This is a genomic window from Ruegeria arenilitoris (genome assembly GCF_013035425.1).
Lineage (GTDB): Bacteria > Pseudomonadota > Alphaproteobacteria > Rhodobacterales > Rhodobacteraceae > Ruegeria > Ruegeria arenilitoris_A.
Window position 1 is genome coordinate 116,529 of the sequence record NZ_WQHX01000004.1, and the last position, 16,248, is coordinate 132,776.

General features: G+C 52.5%; 15 protein-coding genes. 11 read left to right on the forward strand and 4 right to left on the reverse strand.

The annotated features are described in order from the left end of the window. Positions 1–42: 42 nt before the first annotated feature. The 4 genes from GOV45_RS13005 (at position 43) to GOV45_RS13020 (ending at position 2,300) form a co-directional block, all read left to right on the forward strand. Positions 43–291: an accessory factor UbiK family protein gene (locus tag GOV45_RS13005; RefSeq protein WP_170478459.1), complete on the forward strand. Its 249-nt coding sequence runs from the start codon at positions 43–45 to the stop codon at positions 289–291. Between the two features lie 323 nt (positions 292–614). After that, the gene (locus GOV45_RS13010) at positions 615–1,115 is read left to right on the forward strand and encodes a YbjN domain-containing protein (RefSeq protein ID WP_170478462.1); all 501 of its coding nucleotides are present in this window, start codon (positions 615–617) and stop codon (positions 1,113–1,115) included. Between the two features lie 38 nt (positions 1,116–1,153). Then, positions 1,154–1,969, forward strand: coding sequence for a pyrroline-5-carboxylate reductase (gene proC, locus GOV45_RS13015; RefSeq protein ID WP_170478464.1), 816 nt, complete (start codon positions 1,154–1,156; stop codon positions 1,967–1,969). Further along, positions 1,962–2,300 carry a tRNA-binding protein gene (locus GOV45_RS13020; RefSeq protein ID WP_170478467.1) on the forward strand — a complete coding sequence of 113 codons (339 nt, stop codon included), beginning with the start codon at positions 1,962–1,964 and terminating at the stop codon, positions 2,298–2,300. The genes proC and GOV45_RS13020 overlap by 8 nt, the downstream gene beginning before the upstream one ends. A 137-nt stretch (positions 2,301–2,437) precedes the next feature. Here GOV45_RS13020 and GOV45_RS13025 read toward each other — a convergent pair whose 3' ends face one another. After that, a complete protein-coding gene (locus GOV45_RS13025) occupies positions 2,438–3,016 on the reverse strand; it encodes a thymidine kinase (protein WP_170478469.1) in 579 nt (192 codons plus the stop codon). Positions 3,017–3,373: 357 nt separating this feature from the next. Between GOV45_RS13025 and GOV45_RS13030 the strand changes: the two genes are divergently transcribed. Continuing rightward, positions 3,374–3,835, forward strand: a complete 462-nt coding sequence (locus GOV45_RS13030; protein ID WP_170478472.1) for a hypothetical protein — start codon at positions 3,374–3,376, stop codon at positions 3,833–3,835. Between the two features lie 56 nt (positions 3,836–3,891). Here the strand turns inward: GOV45_RS13030 and GOV45_RS13035 are convergent, their stop codons facing one another. Beyond that, positions 3,892–5,016 carry a beta-ketoacyl-ACP synthase III gene (locus tag GOV45_RS13035; protein ID WP_170478475.1) on the reverse strand — a complete coding sequence of 375 codons (1,125 nt, stop codon included), beginning with the start codon at positions 5,014–5,016 and terminating at the stop codon, positions 3,892–3,894. A 156-nt stretch (positions 5,017–5,172) separates the two neighbouring features. Between GOV45_RS13035 and GOV45_RS13040 the strand changes: the two genes are divergently transcribed. From GOV45_RS13040 to GOV45_RS13050, 3 genes are read left to right on the forward strand one after another with little or no spacing between them, the layout of a single operon-like run. Continuing rightward, positions 5,173–5,640, forward strand: coding sequence for a MarR family winged helix-turn-helix transcriptional regulator (locus GOV45_RS13040; RefSeq protein WP_170478478.1), 468 nt, complete (start codon positions 5,173–5,175; stop codon positions 5,638–5,640). Further along, on the forward strand, positions 5,637–6,674 hold the full coding sequence (locus GOV45_RS13045) for an efflux RND transporter periplasmic adaptor subunit (RefSeq protein WP_170478481.1): 1,038 nt from the start codon (positions 5,637–5,639) through the stop codon (positions 6,672–6,674). The genes GOV45_RS13040 and GOV45_RS13045 overlap by 4 nt, the downstream gene beginning before the upstream one ends. An 11-nt stretch (positions 6,675–6,685) precedes the next feature. Further along, positions 6,686–9,727 carry an efflux RND transporter permease subunit gene (locus GOV45_RS13050; protein ID WP_170478484.1) on the forward strand — a complete coding sequence of 1,014 codons (3,042 nt, stop codon included), beginning with the start codon at positions 6,686–6,688 and terminating at the stop codon, positions 9,725–9,727. A gap of 19 nt (positions 9,728–9,746) precedes the next feature. On the opposite strand, the gene GOV45_RS13055 is transcribed toward GOV45_RS13050, so the two are convergent. Then, the gene (locus GOV45_RS13055; RefSeq protein ID WP_170478487.1) at positions 9,747–10,157 is read right to left on the reverse strand and encodes a VOC family protein; all 411 of its coding nucleotides are present in this window, start codon (positions 10,155–10,157) and stop codon (positions 9,747–9,749) included. A gap of 112 nt (positions 10,158–10,269) precedes the next feature. Next, the gene (gene carB / locus GOV45_RS13060) at positions 10,270–13,614 is read right to left on the reverse strand and encodes a carbamoyl-phosphate synthase large subunit (protein ID WP_170478490.1); all 3,345 of its coding nucleotides are present in this window, start codon (positions 13,612–13,614) and stop codon (positions 10,270–10,272) included. 184 nt (positions 13,615–13,798) lie between these two features. Between carB and GOV45_RS13065 the strand changes: the two genes are divergently transcribed. The 3 genes from GOV45_RS13065 to GOV45_RS13075 are packed head-to-tail and all read left to right on the forward strand — an operon-like array spanning position 13,799 to position 16,190. Continuing rightward, complete coding sequence (locus GOV45_RS13065) at positions 13,799–14,920, forward strand: aminodeoxychorismate synthase component I (protein WP_254448003.1); 1,122 nt, start codon at positions 13,799–13,801, stop codon at positions 14,918–14,920. Next, on the forward strand, positions 14,875–15,522 hold the full coding sequence (locus GOV45_RS13070; protein WP_170478495.1) for an aminotransferase class IV family protein: 648 nt from the start codon (positions 14,875–14,877) through the stop codon (positions 15,520–15,522). Before GOV45_RS13065 ends, GOV45_RS13070 begins: the two co-directional genes overlap by 46 nt. Then, positions 15,519–16,190: a CPBP family intramembrane glutamic endopeptidase gene (locus GOV45_RS13075; RefSeq protein ID WP_367648677.1), complete on the forward strand. Its 672-nt coding sequence runs from the start codon at positions 15,519–15,521 to the stop codon at positions 16,188–16,190. Before GOV45_RS13070 ends, GOV45_RS13075 begins: the two co-directional genes overlap by 4 nt. Positions 16,191–16,248 lie beyond the last annotated feature (58 nt).

Sequence of the window (16,248 nt, forward strand, 5' to 3'; positions counted from 1 at the left end):
CATTGCCCATATAGGAATTGAGTACGCTATCGGAGTACAGACATGCAGACCCGTAACAAAATTTTGGACGACATGTCCCAACTTATGACCAACGCTATGGGTGTTGCCCAGGGCGCCCGGGAAGAAGCCGAGAATGCGATGAAGTCGATGATAGATCGTTGGTTGGCTGATCGTGATTTCGTGACACGCGAAGAATTTGATGCTGTTCGCGCCATGGCCCAAAAAGCACGCGAAGAAAATGCAGCGTTAGAAGCGCGTCTTGCGGAAATTGAGGCGCAACTGAACAAGTAGCGTGCAGGCTACTGTCGACTTCAGAAAAAAATGGCAAAGATGTACACCGCGCGGCCCATACGTGGGATCTTGCGGTGCGGTGTATCTTGACGCATCGCGGCAATTAATCAAGGCAAAGCTACAATCTTTGCCAATATTTTGATCGGCGTTGCCTACTATCCACAACTTATTGCACATTTCCCCAAAAATGGGGGTTGCCACAGACTCTGCCACATCGCACCATATTTAGTACAGGCCCAAGGGGGAAGCCCGGCTTGTAGAGCAGGCAACTAGCGCTGGGGCGCTGCCAGCCCCCAACTGCTAGAGATTAGTGAGGTGGCATAATGGCCCTTTCCGAGCAGTATCTCGAAGAAGATCTTCATCCAATCGACATTGTTGAACATCTTGCCGAACATCACGACTGGGATTTCGACCGGATCGGTGATGATCAAATTGCCATGGCAGTGGAGGGGCAGTGGCGAACTTATTCAATTACACTGGCTTGGTCCAACTATGACGAAACGCTGCGTATGGTCTGTTCCTTCGAGATGGAACCGCCAACAGACCGTGAGGCTGAACTGTATGAACTGCTCAATAAGATGAATGACCAGTGCTGGGCCGGAGCATTCACATACTGGGCTAATCAGAAACTGATGGTTTATCGCTATGGTCTGGTTTTGGCTGGTGGCCAGGCAGCCAGCCCAGAGCAGATTGACACGATGATAAACGCTGCAGTTCTAAGCGCAGAGCGTTATTATCCTGCGATCCAACTGGTTACTTGGGGCAATCGAACCCCGGAAGAAGCGATGCAAGTCGCCATTGCAGAGGCCTACGGCCGCGCGTAAAGCTTTGCCCCGAACTGCATCGCATGGGAGGGGCAAGGATGGATGTGTCGCATGTTGCTGAACGGGGACTCGTGCTTCTGGGATGCGGCAAGATGGGATCGGCGATGTTGGCGGGTTGGCTGGATCACGGTCTGCCCGCAAGGTCGGTTTGGGTGATTGATCCATTCCCCTCGGATTGGTTGAAATCGCAAGGTGTAAGAATCAATGCCGCTCTACCTGAAGCACCTGCCGTAGTTTTGGTTGCGGTCAAACCACAGATGATGGGCGAGGCTCTACCAACCATCCAGGCGTTGGGCGGCGGTGAAACTCTGTTCATATCCGTTGCGGCCGGTACTTCGATCGACACATTTGAGCAGATATTAGGTGGCGAAACACCAATCGTTCGTGCGATGCCCAATACCCCGGCCGCCATCCGACAGGGAATAACGGCGCTGGTCGGAAATTCAAAAACCTCTGACGCGGACGTAGCGTTGGCGGAGAACCTTCTGTCAGCCATTGGCGAAACTGTTCGTTTGGAAGATGAGCATCAGATGGACGCTGTCACTGGCCTCAGCGGTTCGGGGCCAGCCTATGTCTTTCACCTGATCGAAACCCTCGCCGCAGCGGGTGAGGCTCAGGGTCTGTCGCCTGATCTGGCGATGAGGTTGGCTAAGTCAACGGTTGCGGGTGCCGGGGCTTTGGCGATGGCGGCCGAAGAAGACCCGGCACAACTACGCAAAAATGTAACCTCGCCAAACGGTACTACCCAAGCAGCTTTGGAGGTTTTGATGCACACAGAAGAAGGTTTCCCCAACCTTTTGCACCGAGCAGTTCAGGCGGCGACAGAACGTTCGAAGGAGCTGTCGCGTGAGTAAGATATCGTTCGATGACTTTCTCAAGGTCGATATCCGTGTCGGCAAGGTGGTTCGTGCGGAACCTTATCCAGAGGCACGTAAACCCGCGATCAAGATGTGGATAGACTTTGGTGACGAGATCGGCGAGCGCAAGACATCCGCTCAGGTAACGGCTCATTATGATCCTTCGGGTTTGGTCGGAAAACAGGTTATGGCCGTCGTCAACTTTCCGCCGCGCCAGATCGGGCGGTTCATGTCCGATGTGTTAGTTCTGGGATTGCCGGATAAAGACGGAGAGGTTGTGCTGATCAGTCCAGATCAACCAGTACCGCTTGGTGGCAGGATGCATTAGTTGCTGTGCGATATGGGTTAGGCTGCCCCTATACCGCACTAGGGCAAAGTAACCGAAAGAATGCGCACAACAATGGTGCACGTGGCACTGGACAATATCTCAACAATCGCCGTAGGTCGCCGCTTGCCAAATCCTGTCTAGCCTTCGACTGCTTCTCGCCAATGCTTGCGGCATAACGAAACATAAGTTTCATTTCCGCCAATTTGTACCTGTGCACCTTCGGTTATCGCATTGCCGTTCTCGTCCTGACGGATGACCATGGTAGCCTTGCGTCCGCACTTGCAGATTGTACGTACTTCTCGCATTTCATCGGCTAACGCCAAAAGGGATGCCGATCCAGGAAACAGCTTTCCCTGGAAATCGACACGCAAACCGTAAGCCAGCACAGGTACGTTTAGATCATCTACTGCGCGGGCCAGTTGCCACACCTGATCTTCGGTCAGAAACTGCGCCTCATCCACAAAAACACATGCCACAGAACCCGCGTTCAAGCGGTTTTGAATCATGTTGAAAACATCATCATCTTCTCGGAAGGTGTCCGCTTGTTCCGAGATCCCTATTCGCGATGCTATGTGCCCCGAACCCGCGCGTCCGTCGATTTTTGCGGTCAGTAGGTATGTCTCCATACCCCGTTCGCGATAATTATGGGATGCTTGCAATAATACGGTCGATTTTCCCGCGTTCATCGTTGAATAGTTAAAATACAACTTTGCCATGGCGCGGGTCTAATTCGCCCGGACGCGAGGGGCAAGACAACAATTAGCGTACAATACGCGACGCCGCCATTGCAGTTGCCGGGGTTGAGCATGAGCTCTTGGGGATGGATACCCCCGCTTCCACAACAGCGCCGCCGCAGGCCAACATTTGGCCAGAACGTAGCAAGGCGAAAATCCAGCCCCACCATTACTCTTTACCGGCTCGAACGGCCGCCACTCACTCACAAAATCCCTGCATATCTGAGGGATGCTTGAATTATGGCATTTCATTTGTGAGACAAATATGGGAAATTTGCCCACCCTTTCCCCGACACGGACAGAATTGGGGCGGTTGCGTAAGAAGCAAAGGTAGCACACATGGCAGATATCGGGGCCTATTTGAAAAAGCACACGGAGGCATTGGTGAAAGATGTCGGCATCGAAGCCGCGTGCGAAATTACCGGCAAGTCCAAGGCAACACTTGGGCGATATTACTCGGACAATGCGGAACACACTGATCGGTTTATGCCGGTAGATGCGGTGGCGAGGCTTGAAACTGTTGCGACCTATCCGCATGTGACGTCGGCGTTGGCGGACCTTCAAAACATTACTTTGTCCTACGACTGCCGAAATTCGGATACTCCGCGCACCGGAGGTGTGAATGCGGACGTTATCGCTTTAAGCCAACGATTTGCGATGTTGATGACGGAATATCACGCCGCAATCGAAGACGGCATAATAACGATGAACGAGGCAAAGCGTCTGCTAAAGGAAACCAGTCTTTTACAACAAGTACTGATCGAGATGAAACTTCATTTGGAAGAGGAAAGCGTCAGCTAATCGACCGGCTTTTACCCTATCACTTTCTATGTTGTTCAGCGACTACGTCGGTCTTCTCAAGCGTGCCGTTTGACCAATACAGAGCCGACTGAATACCCCGCGCCAAATGAGCAGATCAGTCCAACGTCTCCTTCTTCCAGGTCATCCGAATATTTGGAAAACGCGATAATAGACCCTGCAGACGACGTATTCGCATAATCCTGCAGGATATTTGGTTGCTCACCGGGTTCGGGTTCGCGCCCCAGTACCTTTTTCCCAATGAAATCATTCATGGTTTTGTTTGCTTGATGCAGCCATAGGCGTTTTAGATCTCTGCTGGATATCGATTCTTCTTCCATATGACTGGAAATATGCTTGCTTACCAGCGGCAGTACTTCCTTAAATACTTTGCGACCGTTCTGCATGAATTGCATATCGCGCCTGTCGACCAGGCCGTCGGGGCGCGAGCGGCGAAGGAATCCATTGTTGTTTCGGATGTTGTTTGAAAATTGGGTCGCGCAACGGGTCGAAACTATTTCGAAATGCGGTCCCTTCGCGTCTTCCATGCGTTCAATCAGAGTTGCTGTTGCAACGTCGCCAAATATGAAATGGCAATCTCGGTCCCGCCATTCCAAATGGCCTGAACATATCTCGGGATTGACAACAAGCGCTGATCTGACCGAACCCGAACGTACCATATCGGCAGCTGCCTGTATTCCGAAGGTAGCGGACGAACAGGCGACATTCATGTCAAACCCAAAGCCATTTGTTCCCAGTGCTTGTTGGATTTCGATTGCAATTGCAGGGTAGGCGCGTTCGTGGTTCGATGCCGCGCAAATCACCAAGTCCACCTCTTGCGCCGAACGCCCGGCTTTTTGCAGGGCCTTGTCGCAGGCGTCGACAGCCATTTCGGTCATTATCCCGGGCTCTTCGTCCGATCGCTGCCTCAAGGTCGGATGCATGATTTCGGGATTCAGAACGCCGGATTTGTCCATAACATAGCGGCTCTCAATTCCCGAGGCCTTTACGATAAACTCCTCGGACGAATGTTGTATCGGTTCCACCTCACCGGCGTCGATGGCTTTAGCGTTTTCCGCGTTCTTCCTGTCGGCGAAAGAATTGAACGCCTCGACAAGCTCGGCATTTGTTATGACGTTTTTGGGCGTAAAGACTCCGGTACCGGTGATGGCGGGCGTATACATGGCGCGTCCTGAATGTTTCGGATCTGCACAAAATGCAATCACACATGAGTTTGATCAAGAGATGTTGACCCGAGGGAACTTGAATAGATCTTTAATTTCACATATTGAATGGTTCAAAAAATGAAGTAAATCGCTTTGGAAGCGTGGAGTCTCCGTATGACAGACGACATTAGTTCCCGACTGGCGCGCCTTAGTCCTGAAATTCAGGCAATGATGGGTGTGTATGCTCTGTACTGGAAACTGGAAGAGAGTTTTGACCAAATCGAAACCGATCTGAGTCATCAGGAATGCCACATGTTGATTAAATTGGATGAACCCAAACGCATGGGCGTACTAGCCTCGGATATGTTGACAGTCCCGTCTACCATCACCGCAACGGCGGATTCTTTGGAAGCATCGGGGCATCTTTCACGTCAGCGCGATCCCGAAGACCGAAGGGCTTGGTTGCTGGTGTTGACGGAACGGGGCAAGCGTGTACGCAGCATGCTCGAAACGGCAGCGGGCGATGTCTTTCGCCGCGCCTCAGGCTTGAATGACATGGAAACAATCGAGTTCGCTCGTATGGCGAGAAAAATCCGAGATAACATTATTGAAATTGGAATTCCCGAAGGGTTGAAGAAATGAAGTTGCTGATTTTTCTGAGCATTTTTATGTCCATTGCCACCACACCTGTATTCGCCGATCAAACAACGAAACCTGTCAAACTGATGCAGGTTCGCGAAACCACGCCGGGCTTCTCGCGTCAGTTCTTTGGAAGGGTCGCCGCGCGTCAAACGGTAGATCTTGCATTCCAGGTCGGTGGTCAAATAGTTGACATGCCGATAACAGAAGGGTTCGTTATTCCCAAGGGTGGGTTGATTGCAAGTCTTGATCAGGAGCCATTCGAATTAAGACTGAACCGGGCAAGACTGCAAAAGGATCAAGCTGATCGAACCGTTGCGCGTCTGTCGCGTTTGCGTGGCACAGCCGCCAGTCAAGTTGCCGTGGACGACGCGGAGACAGCGGCGCAATTGGCGGCTATTGCTGTTCGGGACGCCGAATATGAACTGGAACACGCCACACTTACCTCACCTTTTGACGCGTTAGTGTCCAGCCGGGCAGTTGAAGCGTTCACAACAGTTTCAGCAGGCACGCCAATTGTGCGAATTCACGATATGTCGGAGTTGCGGATTGAAGTGGATGTGCCCGAGATTCTTTTCCAGCGCACGGGTCAGCAGGACGACATCGAAATCACGGCAAAGTTTCCTGTCAGTGACGAGATATTTCCACTGGAGATTCGCGAATTCGATGCCGAGACTTCCAGCGTGGGACAGACATTTCGCATTCAGTTTGGCCTAACACCACCAGAAGGCCTGCAAATCTTGCCTGGCTCGTCCGTGACTGTCACTGCAAAGGTGCAAGATAACCGCACTGGCATTGTTGCTCCGGCAACTGCAATAATTGCCGATGCAAAAGGTGACTTGGGCGTTATGGTGTTTTCTCCTGTCGGCGCAGATGAGGGAACAGTGAGCCGTGTTTCCGTAAAGATCGAGCCAACGCAAACAGGTGATGTGCGCGTTCTGGAGGGGCTCACTGATGGTGACGAAATTGTTGTTGCGGGTGGAAGCTCATTGGATGACGGTCAAACCGTCCGCCGCTTCACCGGCCTTTCCAACTAAGGTTCTGATCAATGAATATCGCTCGTTCTTCAATTGATCGGCCTATTTACACGTGGCTGATTATTCTTATCGCCTTATTTGGGGGCATCTGGGGATTTTTTTCGCTAGGGCGATTGGAAGACCCGGCCTTTACCATTAAGAATGCGGTCATCATTACAGAATACCCGGGTGCGACGGCCGAACAGGTCGCCTTGGAAGTCTCGGAGCCTTTGGAATCCGCCATTCAGCAGATGGGTGAGGTGGACACCATTACGTCCGTAAATCAACCTGGCCGTTCAATCATTGAGGTAGAAGTCAAGTCCATCTACGACGGAGACCAGCTCCCCGATATTTGGACCCGTTTACGAGCCAAGATACGGGACGCGGCACGTGCATTGCCGTCCGGCGTTGGCGCGCCTTTCGTCAATGATGGGTTCGGCGATGTCTTTGGGTTGTTCTACGCTGTGACTGCCGAGGGTTTTTCAGATTCTGAAAAGCATGAGTTGGCAACGTTTTTGCGACGGGAATTGCTAAGCGTCGAAGGCGTTGCCGATGTCGAAGTTCAAGGCCTGCCGGAAGAAGCCATCTTCATCGAACCCAACCTGGCAATAACCGTGAACCAGAATGTACCGCTACAGGCTATAACTGACGCGATAACAAATGCAGATTCGGTAAACTCCTCGGGTTCCTTGCGGTCGGACAGTGACCGAACAACAATTCTGACAGCGGAAGGATCGGACAGCGTTTCGGCCATTGCTGGGTTGTCTGTTGGATCACAGGGTCAGGTCATCAACCTTTTTGACACAGCCGACGTCTACCGTGCTCGGCAAAGCGACCCCGAGGTTATTATCCGATACGATGGGGTCGAAGCGTTTACGCTCGGTATCGCTGGTTTGGCGACCGAAAACATCGTTGAAGTGGGCAAACGCGCAGATGCCAAGTTCGCGGATCTTGATGCTGATATTCCATATGGCGTTGAAATTCTTCCCATATATCAGCAGCATGTCGTGGTAGAACAGGCTTCGAACGATTTTCTCGTGAACCTAGCCATGTCAGTGACCATCGTAGTCGCTGTTTTGGGCATTTTTATGGGATGGCGGGCAGCTGTTGTTGTTGGCGCAACCTTGCTGCTGACCGTTGTCGGAACGCTGTTGTTCATGTCCCTGTTTTCGATCGAGATGGAACGGATCTCGCTGGGTGCGTTGATTATTGCCATGGGAATGCTGGTGGATAACGCCATTGTGGTGGCCGAAGGGATGCAGATCGCAATGTTGCGTGGCAAACCCTCGCGCGACGCTGCCGAAGATGTCGCGTCGAAAACGCAAATACCTCTGCTTGGTGCCACTGTGATTGGCATAATGGCATTTGCCGGTATCGGCCTAAGCCCGGATGCGACCGGAGAGTTCCTGTTTTCGCTATTTGCTGTGATCGGCATCTCGCTGCTGCTTAGCTGGATTTTGGCGATTACCGTGACCCCGATGCTGGGACACTATTTCTTTAAACAGGGCAAAGAGGGCGAGATCGATGCATATGGAGGAATTTTGTTCCGCGTCTACGGGACGATCCTGCGCTGGGCTCTGAGATTTAAGTGGCTGGTTGTTGCTGGTCTCATCGGGATTACGGTCGCATGCTACGCTGGCTTCGGACTGATGAAGCAACAGTTTTTCCCCGATTCAAATACACCGTTGTTTTTTGTGCACTACAAACTGCCCCAAGGTACGCCAATTGCACGTACTGCGCAGGACATGGCCGTTTTCGAGAACTGGCTTAGCGAACGGGAGGATGTCGTATCGGTCACAACTTTTGTGGGTCAGGGGGCAACGCGTTTCATGCTCACTTACTCGGCAGAAAAGCCGAACCCAAGCTATGGTCATATGGTCATTAGAACAGCGAGCCTTGACGATATCCCAAGTTTGCAGGCGGATTTAGCGGCATTTGGGGCTTCGCAATTCCCAGAAGGCGAGTTCCGCACAAGACGGTTGGTTTTCGGGCCGGGCGGTGGCGATCCGATTCAAGCGCGCTTTTCAGGCAGTGATCCGGTTGTTCTTCGTCAGCTTGCGGAAGAGGCTGTTCAAGTCATGTCTCAGGCTTCGCCGAATGCATTGCATGTGCATCATGATTGGCGTGAAAAAGAATTGGCAGTGCAGCCGATATACGCCACCGAACGGGCGCAGACGGCTGGCGTCGCGCGTGAGGATATTGCAGCGACTCTACAGTTCTCGACAGACGGGATAACGGGTGGAGTTCTACGCGAGCGCGACCGACAGATTCCGATTATTCTGCGTAGGTCGGCAGATGGAGACTATTCCATTGTCGATCAAGTTGTTTATTCAGATCAGTCCGAGCGTTTTTTGCCTATCGAGCAAATGGTAGACGGGTTCGAATACAGATCATTAGATACGCTGGTGCATCGTCGCGACAGGGTTCTGACCATTACCGTTGGCGCAGACATTCCGCCTGACATGACTGCAGCTCAGGTCCATTCAGAAGTCCGAGCAGCAGTCGAAGCAATTGAACTTCCTTTAGGTTACGACATGGAGTGGGGCGGCGAGTATGAAAATTCAGGTGACGCTCAACAAAGCCTGGGTCGGCAATTGCCGTTGAGCCTGTTGATCATGGTTCTGATATCGGTCCTTTTGTTCAATGCAATCCGGCAGCCGATCATCATATGGTTGCTTGTGCCAATGTCCGTCAATGGAGTCGTGATCGGCCTGCTGGGAACTGGACTGCCCTTCACATTCACGGCGCTTTTGGGGTTGCTAAGCCTTTCGGGTATGTTGATCAAAAATGGCATCGTGCTGGTCGAGGAAATTGATTTGGTTCGTGCTACGGGTGAGCCTCTTCGCAAAGCTATCATCGAGGCGTCCGTGTCACGTCTTAGGCCTGTTATGCTGGCGGCTATAACCACGATTTTGGGTATGGCCCCACTTCTGACCGACGCATTTTTCGTCTCGATGGCAGTTACGATCATGGGCGGGTTGGCCTTTGCTACGATCCTCACAATGGTCGCAGCACCGGTTTTTTACTCAATTTTCTTCTCTCGCGAAGAGAAACGAGAGTTTGCTTCTGTTTGACTAAGCGAGGGCGGTAGGTTCAGCCGCCTTCATCCATCTCTGAGTCATAGTGAAAATAAAAGCATGACAGCTTGTTGCCGTCCGGATCGCGAAGGTAAGCGACGTAGAAGTCGGGCTTGTAGCGGTTTCTAATACCCGGGACGCCTTCATTCATTCCGCCGTTGTTAATACCAGCCGCATGAAATTGTCGAACCTGATCCGCGCTTTTGGCCGGAAAGGCAATCATCGTCCCGTTACCTACGCTGGCCGGCTGGGCATCAAATGGTTGGCATATCCAAAACCCGGTTCCTTGGTCCGCATTTTTTCCCCAGCCAGCCCAACCACTTGACCAGCCGGGAAGGCGCGGTTGCTCAAGGACGGAAAATATCGCGTCGTAAAACCGAATGGCGCGACTAAGGTCGTTCGTTCCGTATGTCGTGAATAAATTCATAAGACACCTGCACGGACTGACTGGTCAACGATGCAGTAGGTTACCAGATTCTCAAAGAAAAGAGACCCCGGTAATCACCGGGGTCCTACTAGTCTTTTGTTGAAATCATGCGTTAGCCCTGTAGGGATTTTACCCCTACATCGCCCTCTGTTTGCGCCTTTATGGCCATTGCAACCGCATGGCTGGCGGCAGCAGTGGTGTAATATGGAATTTTGTCGAACAAAGCGATCGATCGGATGGCTTTGCTGTCCTCAACCGCCTGCGCACCTTCGGTAGTGTTCATCACCAGTTGCACCTGGCCGTCTTTCATCATGTCTACGATGTCAGGACGGCCTTCGTACACTTTGTTCACGGCCTCACAGTCTACACCATGTCCTGATAGCCATGACTGCGTGCCTCGTGTCGCAACAAGCGTGAATCCCTGCGCGGCCAGAAGTTGCGCGGCCTCAAGCATCATCGGCGTCTTATCCGCGTCCTTGATCGAAATAAACGCCCGACCGGACGAAGGCAATACCATCCCGGCGCCCATCTGAGCCTTGAGAAAGGCGCGGGGGAAATCGCGGTCCCAACCCATGACTTCACCCGTTGAGCGCATTTCAGGGCCGAGAAGTGTATCGACCCCGGGGAAGCGGGCAAAAGGAAGAACTGCTTCCTTTACTGAGAACCAAGGCATGTCTGGGTCGGCCAGCGTCATCTGGTCTGCGATCTCGGTGTCCTTGCCTTCTTGATAGGCCGGGCGCAGCGGGAAGTTCGAAAGCTTCTCGCCCGCCATTATGCGAGCGGCAATCGAAGCAATCGCGCTGTCCGTTGCCTTGGCGACAAATGGCACTGTACGTGAGGCGCGCGGGTTTACCTCGATAAGATAAATCTCATCTTCTTTGATCGCGAATTGGACGTTCATCAGGCCCACGACGTTCAGGGCTTTGGCCAGCTTGAATGTCTGGTTCTTGATTTCTTCGATGATTTCATTGGTAAGTGAATATGGAGGCAGAGAACAGGCGGAGTCCCCCGAGTGAATTCCGGCCTCTTCAATATGTTGCATTATGCCGGCGACATGTACATCCGTTCCATCGCAAAGCGCATCCACGTCCAACTCAACTGCACCAGCCAGGTAACTATCCAGCAATACCGGACTGTCACCTGAAACGACCACGGCTTCGTTAATGTATCGCTTTAGCTGGTCCATATCGCGCACAATTTCCATGGCACGTCCACCCAACACGTAGGACGGGCGGATTACCAGCGGGAAGCCGAGTTCTTTTGCGATTTCAATGGCTTCGAAATCGGTTGAGGCGATACCGTTCTTTGGCTGCTTCAAGTTCAATTCATTGACCAAGGCTTGAAAACGTTCGCGATCTTCGGCCAGGTCGATAGCATCAGGGGTCGTTCCGAGTATCGGAATGCCTTCCGCCTCAAGCGCGTTGGCGAGTTTCAACGGAGTCTGACCGCCAAACTGAACTATTACACCGTGCAAGGTGCCGTTCTCCTGTTCCTTGGTCAGAATTTCCATAACGTGTTCAAAAGTCAGCGGTTCAAAATACAGCCTGTCCGAAGTATCGTAGTCTGTACTGACTGTTTCGGGGTTACAGTTCACCATTATGGTTTCGTACCCTGCATCGGTCAGCGCGAAACATGCATGGCAACAGCAATAATCAAATTCGATACCCTGACCTATGCGGTTGGGGCCACCGCCAAGTATGACAACCTTTTTACGGTCGCTTGGCCGGGCTTCGCATTCAACCTCACCCATCATAGGGGCTTCGTAAGTCGAATACATGTATGGCGTCTGTGCCTCAAATTCGGCCGCGCAAGTGTCAATGCGTTTGAATACGGCTGTCACACCCAGGTTGCGGCGGGCACGACGAACGTTGTCCTCCGAGCGACCCGTTAAATTGCCCAGTCGCGCATCTGTGAAGCCCAACATTTTTAGCTTGCGGATACCCTCTTCGGTGACGGGTAGGCCGTCTGTGCGTATGGTTCGTTCGGCTTCGATGATTTCGCGAATGCGCGCCAAAAACCAAGGGTCGAATTTTGTCACGCCAAAGATCTCGTCATCGGTCAGGCCGTGCCGCATAGCTTGGGCGATGGTCCTAAGACGATCCGGCGTCTGCAAGCTGATTGCCTTCATGACTGCAGCTTTGTCGTCGGCTTCGTCCCATGACCCGACAGTCAGTCCGGGGATTTCGATCTCATCAAAACCTGTCAGTCCTGACTCCATCGATGCCAGCGCCTTTTGCATGGACTCATGGATGGTGCGGCCAATGGACATTGCCTCGCCAACCGACTTCATCGCGGTGGTCAGATATGGCTTGGAACCCGGGAACTTTTCAAAGGCAAATTTCGGAATCTTGGTGACCACATAGTCAATGGTCGGCTCGAACGAGGCTGGCGTAACCTTTGTGATATCGTTGTCCAACTCGTCCAACGTATAACCCACGGCCAGTTTCGCTGCGACTTTGGCTATCGGAAATCCGGTCGCCTTGGAAGCAAGCGCAGAAGAACGTGACACGCGCGGGTTCATTTCGATAACAACCATCCGGCCATCGTCAGGGTTGATCGCCCATTGTACGTTTGAACCACCTGTTTCGACACCAATCTCACGCAACACAGCAATCGAACCGTTCCGCATGATCTGATATTCTTTATCCGTCAAAGTTAGCGCTGGAGCGACTGTGATTGAGTCACCCGTGTGCACGCCCATCGGATCGACGTTTTCAATGGAGCAAACGATAATGGCATTGTCGGCAGTGTCGCGCACCACTTCCATTTCGAATTCTTTCCACCCCAAAAGACTTTCGTCGACCAAAATTTGGTTCACCGGTGACGCGTCCATGCCTGATCGGCAGAAGTGAATGAAGTCTTCGCGGTTATAGGCAACTCCGCCACCTGTGCCGCCCAAAGTAAAGGCGGGGCGTATAATTGCGGGCAGACCGATTTCTTCCAATTCGCCCAAAGCAATTTGAACACCTGCATCCAGATCTGCATTACCGTCTTCCTTGCGCGGCGCGGTAACAATTGTAGCTTTTGGATTCTCCAGGCCCAGACGATCCATTGCCTCTCGGAAGAGTTTGCGATCTTCGGCCATTTCAATGGCGTCGCGTTTAGCTCCGATCATCTCGACACCGAACTTGTCCAATACCCCCATCTCTTCCAAGGCAAGCGATGTGTTCAGGCCGGTTTGTCCGCCCATCGTGGGCAGTAGGGCATCGGGGCGCTCTTTCTCGATGATCTTGGCGACGACATCAGGCGTGATCGGTTCAATATAGGTCGCGTCTGCCAAACCGGGGTCGGTCATGATCGTGGCCGGGTTCGAGTTCACCAGAATGACACGATAGCCTTCTTCACGCAGCGCCTTGCAAGCCTGTGCACCGGAATAGTCGAATTCGCAGGCTTGGCCGATGACAATGGGGCCCGCCCCAATGATCATAATCGATTGGATATCGGTTCTCTTCGGCATGGCGTGGCCCCTTCGCTTTTGCACGAGTCGCGGACGCTGCCCAAGCGCCCAAATTGTCCTGCGTTATAGGGACCGGGCCAAAAGGTTCAAGAGGGATCGGAAACAGTGGCGAATTTGCCGCTTTCACCCCTTTCACTTGCTGCCTTTTTCTCTATATCGCGCATCACGGCAAATGGGGTCGCAATTGCAAATTCGTTTTGATCAGGGACCGGCTGGGCGAGGAACCCGTTTTCAGCGCCCCACCGACATTATCCGTGCGGATCAAGCCGCCGAAGTGCCCGATGCTATGGCGGCGCTGGATAAGGCGCGCGCGAGTGGCGCTTGGCTGGCTGGATACGCCAGTTACGAACTGGGATATGCTTTGGAACCGCGCCTGACAAACCTAATTCCTGACGGAAGGCGCCTACCGCTGTTGTGTTTTGGCGTCTATGCTGATCCGGATCAATCTCCGTTGCCCAAGGTCGCCGGTGGGGTGTTGGACTTCAATCCACGTTGGGATGATGCAACTTATTCCGAAGCCTTTCGAGCAGTTCATGACGCCATCGGGGCCGGAGAAATCTATCAAGCTAACCTGACTTTTCCTATAGACATAACTTTTGATGGAGACATCGGGAATTTGTTTGCTGCGTTGGCAGCAGGACAGCCAGTGGGACATGGTGCGTGGGTTGCGCAGGATGGGTTACCGGATTTGCTAAGCCGGTCGCCTGAGTTGTTCTTTCGCACTGACGCAGAGGGGCAAATAGAAACTCGCCCCATGAAGGGTACGCAACCTCGCGGCGATAACGTTGTCGAGGACGCCCAAAGGCGCGCCTTTTTAAGTGCAGACGAAAAAAACCTGGCTGAAAACCTTATGATCGTCGACCTCTTAAGAAATGATATCAGCCGTGTTGCACTTGCCGGATCGGTTAAGGTGCCAGAACTGTTCAAAGTCGAAACATATGCAACTGTCCATCAGATGGTGTCTTTGGTGCAGGCGCAGTTGCAAATGGGCATTGGTTTGTCTGAAATCCTGACAGCTCTGTTTCCCTGCGGTTCAATCACTGGGGCACCAAAAATCCGAGCGATGGAAGTTCTGTCTTCAGTCGAACCTTGGCCGCGTGACATTTATTGCGGCACCATTGGTTGGGCCGCTCCGGATGGGCGGTCCGAATTTAACGTGGCGATCCGTACCCTGATGGTTGAAGACAACCTGGCAACCTTGAATGTAGGAGGAGGTGTAGTTTGGGACAGCACTGCCCCATCCGAATATGAGGAGGCGTTATGGAAAGCCCGCTTTGCCCGCCAGCTGAGCCTGATTTCCGCCTGATCGAAACGCTGGCCTTTCGGCCAAAAGAGGGGTTCATTCGACGGGACCGCCATCTTGCGCGCATGTCACGATCTGCGGCTACGCTTAGAATACCTTTCGACAAAGTTTCAGCGGTTGAAGCATTGAGTAAGGCGGAAGGGGAAAATGCACTGCGCTGTCGGCTTACGCTAGATACGAAAGGCAATTTTCGTTTAACGACCGGAGCATTGGCAGGGAATCCATGTTTCTGGCAGATGGCGATTTCAAAAGAAAGGTTGAACGCATCCGACTTTTGGCTTCGCCACAAGACCACTAGGCGTCATATCTATGACGCTGCCCGCGCATCATTGCCATCAGGCGTGGACGAAATGCTCTTTCTTAACGAACGGGGCGAGCTATGCGAAGGTACGATCAGTAACTTGTTTCTAGAAACGCCTGACGGTTGCCTGCTTACCCCGACGGATGCAAGCGGCGTGTTGCCTGGAATCCTTCGTGAGGAACTCATCGATACAGGTCAGGCCAGACCCGCAACGTTGAGATTGAGTGATTTGCAGAAGGCGAAAAATGTCTATGCGGGCAATTCCCTACGGGGGCTAATCCGGGCGGAGCTTGTTACAACGTGAAAAAGCACGAAAACTGGGCAGTAACTGAACCAAGCCGTAGTAGGCTCAAGCTGGAGTTCGGCCTATTTTTTGTTGCGATCCCTGTAATTATCGCTGTGTTCTTTCCGCCTGACTGGATGTTTCCATCGCTTTTTTCATTCACCGCACTAGGCATTGTTCTGTTGCACTTTACTCGGGGATTTTACTGGGCAGAGCTTAGGTACAACTGGCGAAATTGGTCGTGGAAGGATTTGCTGGTCTTTTCAGTTTTTATGACCGCGATCTGTACATCCATTGTTATGTTGACCCGACCGGAAGCTGCATATTTCCTTCTGATCAACAGGCCAGAGCTGCTGGCGTTTATCTGGGCTGGCTATCCTATTGCCTCTGCCTTGCCACAAGAGTTGTTGTTCCGGTCCCTGTTTTACCGACGTTATCATGCGATCCTTCCGCAAGGGCGAAAGGTTTACCTGATCAACGCCGCGCTTTTTTCGCTTGCCCATCTTATGTACTGGAGCTGGATTGTCGCCATTATGACGTTTGGCGGTGGCCTGATTTTTTCTTGGGCATACCGCAAGCGTGGTTCTTTTTTCTACGCGGTTTTACTCCACGCGATTGCCGGAAACATAATCTTCGCTGTCGGGTTGGGCATCTATTTCTATTCGGGCAATGTGAACAGGCCGTTCTGACGGTGCGACCTGCCTTGACTTTCCGCGCCCGACGGGGTGTATCGGCGCGACGAATTCT

What these genes read in the sequence shown, in the direction of transcription:
- GOV45_RS13005 (WP_170478459.1), top strand. Translation starts at nt 43, where the DNA reads ATGCAGACCCGTAACAAAATTTTGGACGACATGTCCCAACTTATGACC.
- GOV45_RS13010 (WP_170478462.1), top strand. Translation starts at nt 615, where the DNA reads ATGGCCCTTTCCGAGCAGTATCTCGAAGAAGATCTTCATCCAATCGAC.
- proC (WP_170478464.1), top strand. Translation starts at nt 1,154, where the DNA reads ATGGATGTGTCGCATGTTGCTGAACGGGGACTCGTGCTTCTGGGATGC.
- GOV45_RS13025 (WP_170478469.1), bottom strand. Translation starts at nt 3,016, where the DNA reads ATGGCAAAGTTGTATTTTAACTATTCAACGATGAACGCGGGAAAATCG.
- GOV45_RS13030 (WP_170478472.1), top strand. Translation starts at nt 3,374, where the DNA reads ATGGCAGATATCGGGGCCTATTTGAAAAAGCACACGGAGGCATTGGTG.
- GOV45_RS13035 (WP_170478475.1), bottom strand. Translation starts at nt 5,016, where the DNA reads ATGTATACGCCCGCCATCACCGGTACCGGAGTCTTTACGCCCAAAAAC.
- GOV45_RS13040 (WP_170478478.1), top strand. Translation starts at nt 5,173, where the DNA reads ATGACAGACGACATTAGTTCCCGACTGGCGCGCCTTAGTCCTGAAATT.
- GOV45_RS13045 (WP_170478481.1), top strand. Translation starts at nt 5,637, where the DNA reads ATGAAGTTGCTGATTTTTCTGAGCATTTTTATGTCCATTGCCACCACA.
- GOV45_RS13050 (WP_170478484.1), top strand. Translation starts at nt 6,686, where the DNA reads ATGAATATCGCTCGTTCTTCAATTGATCGGCCTATTTACACGTGGCTG.
- GOV45_RS13055 (WP_170478487.1), bottom strand. Translation starts at nt 10,157, where the DNA reads ATGAATTTATTCACGACATACGGAACGAACGACCTTAGTCGCGCCATT.
- carB (WP_170478490.1), bottom strand. Translation starts at nt 13,614, where the DNA reads ATGCCGAAGAGAACCGATATCCAATCGATTATGATCATTGGGGCGGGC.
- GOV45_RS13070 (WP_170478495.1), top strand. Translation starts at nt 14,875, where the DNA reads ATGGAAAGCCCGCTTTGCCCGCCAGCTGAGCCTGATTTCCGCCTGATC.